Source organism: Mycobacterium sp. UM_11 (assembly GCF_001414075.1).
Classification (GTDB): Bacteria; Actinomycetota; Actinomycetes; order Mycobacteriales; family Mycobacteriaceae; genus Mycobacterium.
Genome location: NZ_LATC01000301.1, coordinates 1 through 218, shown reverse-complemented (window position 1 = coordinate 218; position 218 = coordinate 1). Strand labels below are relative to the sequence as shown.

The 218-nt window shown below is 71.6% G+C and carries 1 pseudogene; it reads left to right on the top strand.

Going from position 1 to position 218, the window contains the following annotated elements:
• Positions 1-15 precede the first annotated feature (15 nt).
• Positions 16-218 (top strand): annotated as a pseudogene (locus WU80_RS25125) (hypothetical protein); the annotation flags it as partial.

Here is a 218-nt window from a genome sequence, read left to right as displayed (position 1 = left end):
GCGCCGGCGCCGAAGGTGACCAACGATGCGGGCACGGCCAGCCAGTCGGGCACGGTGGCCAACGCGGCGGCCAACACCACCGCGGGTAATACCGCCAACGTGGTGCAGAAGGCGGCCACCACGGCCACTACGAGCACGACCCAGCAGGCCGCCCAGGCCGCGGCCACCACGACCGATCCGTTCCAGGAGCTGTGGTTCCTGCTGACCGGCCAGACCAC